Source organism: Streptomyces sp. NPDC048415, assembly GCF_040651675.1.
In the GTDB taxonomy this organism is placed as follows: domain Bacteria; phylum Actinomycetota; class Actinomycetes; order Streptomycetales; family Streptomycetaceae; genus Streptomyces.
In genome coordinates, this window is record NZ_JBEZKJ010000217.1 from 1 (window position 1) to 2,058 (window position 2,058).

The following is a 2,058-nucleotide window of genomic DNA, read 5'->3' on the forward strand; positions in this document are numbered from 1 at the left end:
GTCGCTGCCTCGCTTCGACGGCGGGCGCCTGGTGCTGGCGGTCGATGTGTCGCCGTGGCTGCGTCCAGACGCGCCGTGCTCGGCGGAGCGGCTGTTCTGTCCCCAGAGGCTTGGCTCAGCTCCAGCTCGGAGAAGGCCCGTTCGGCTGGCCGTATGGCACCGGTCGACCCGTGTATGCGTCGAGCAGGATGCGGTCGCCCACGGGTCGGTTCAGCTTCACCATCACTTGCTTCTGCCTTGCCTGCGCGGAGCAGTTTCCCGTCTCCGGATTCTTGACGGAGGCTGAAAGGACTACGCTGCCGCGTGTTTCCAGCACATCCACAGAAGGGCCGTCGTCGCAGGCGCCATGAATGGCGATCACGGATACGGATCGCCCATCTCCGGCAATGCGGACGAGTCGCCCGAGCGGAGCCAACTGGCTGGCGGGGAGGTCATGGGCTGGCTTGACTGGCGGAGGGGGGAGCTTCGATGGGTTGACAGCAGCCCGCTTGAGGGGGGCGGCGTAGTTCTGCAATGTGAAGAGCCAGGCTGGGACCGTCGCCGGTCCGCGGCTGGTATACAGGGTCATCTCACCCAGCTTTGCCCCGGTTACGGTGAGGTGCGGTATTTCGTCGACCCGGGCACGGGCCAGGGTCTTGTAAGTCTCCTGCGCCCCCACCATCGGCCGTGTCAGCGCTTCACCGTCCGCCCAGGCCACCTGACCACGCTTCGGCCAGGTGGCGGGCAACGTGCCTTGTAGGACGAAGTTCTGCGCCTGGTAGGCGCGCTTGTCGGCCGCGCTCCGCAGGCCGCCTCGCGGCAGCTGAACTGCCTCTCCCATTGGGTAGTAGCCAGCACGCCACGCGGCAGTTGAGGGTGAACCGTCCCAGGCTGCTGCAACCTGCCGGGCGCGATTCGCGGCCGCCTCAGCGGTGCTGACAGCCACCTTTTCGCTGCCGCAACTGGAGACGGCGCCCAGGCCGGTGGCGGACAAGGCCACCAAAGCAAGCAGGCTGGCGGTGCGCGATGCCCTGATTGGCATGTGGTCTCCCGGTAGGACGGCGACGTGGCAGGCTTGCCAGCCCTTTGACGCGGCCGGTTCAGGAAGGGTTCACCGATTACGGCAGCAGGGGAGGATCGCCGTCAGTAGACGTGTAGGCCTCGCTCATTCAGTACATCTTGTATCCGTGTCGTGTAGGTGTAGCGGTCGCTCTGCGCGTCCGAATCCCCGCATGGCTCTTCGAGGTAGTTGCCACCGGAGACGATGCCCAGGGCGGTCGAGCCATGGAGGAGGGGCTCTCCGCTGTCACCGTGCTTGCTGCAGTGGGTGGACTCCTGCATGCCGTACAGCGTCGTCCCGGCGGCGTAGGTGACGGTCGCATCGGGCTTGGTGATGTAGCCCTCCTTGTCTTGACTGGCTCCCGCACGGAGCCGCTGCCTAGGGCCAGGCGGCGGTGAGTCAGTCAAGGGCCCGGCGGTGGTCACGGGCCAGGCGGGGCCCTGGATCACGAACGCGATCAGCAGCAGCCGGTCACGAACGGCATGTTGAAGTTCCAGCAGGCTCACCGAGCGCAGGATGTGCCGTTCGTCGGGGGTGACGTCGGACAGGGCGCAGGAGACCAGAGCAGGGAAGTCGTGGCCGAAGTCGCCCCGTTGGGGAGTGCGGCCGCTGCGCCGCAGCTCGAGGAACCGCGTGACCGACAGGATCGAGGTGCAGCCAGTAGGCCGTGCGACCTCGCGGTGATCACCCGCCGGACACTCACGACCTGCGGGCCCACTGCCGCCAGCAGCTGGTCAACCACCGGCGGACCGACGCCGGGAGACCGGCCTCCTCCCTCCGCCTCCTAACGTGGCATCACTCCTACGCAGGCGTCAGGCTCTCGGGCTCGGCATACGCCGAACCCGCGATCCAACGGCCAGTTCGCCTTCCCCAGCCGGTGAAAATGAGCGGGAGATAGGCGAGAGACGTTTGTAAGACGCGCTTAGACGCCATCCGCTTATCGATCACGGGGCTGGTCTGGTCGAACAGGGTTCCTGATCGGGTGATCGCGTGAGGGCCGGCGCATGGCAGCAGGGCCT

The 2,058-nt window shown here is 66.9% G+C and carries 3 protein-coding genes; all 3 read right to left on the reverse strand.

The window, feature by feature from the left end:
- Positions 1-115 precede the first annotated feature (115 nt).
- Positions 116-1,021 carry a hypothetical protein gene (locus AB0D27_RS45405; RefSeq protein ID WP_362521513.1) on the reverse strand — a complete coding sequence of 302 codons (906 nt, stop codon included), beginning with the start codon at positions 1,019-1,021 and terminating at the stop codon, positions 116-118.
- A 101-nt stretch (positions 1,022-1,122) separates the two neighbouring features.
- Positions 1,123-1,545, reverse strand: coding sequence for a hypothetical protein (locus AB0D27_RS45410; protein WP_362521516.1), 423 nt, complete (start codon positions 1,543-1,545; stop codon positions 1,123-1,125).
- A 295-nt stretch (positions 1,546-1,840) separates the two neighbouring features.
- Positions 1,841-2,058 (reverse strand): hypothetical protein (locus AB0D27_RS45415; protein ID WP_362521519.1); only part of this gene is annotated, 218 nt, incomplete at its 5' end.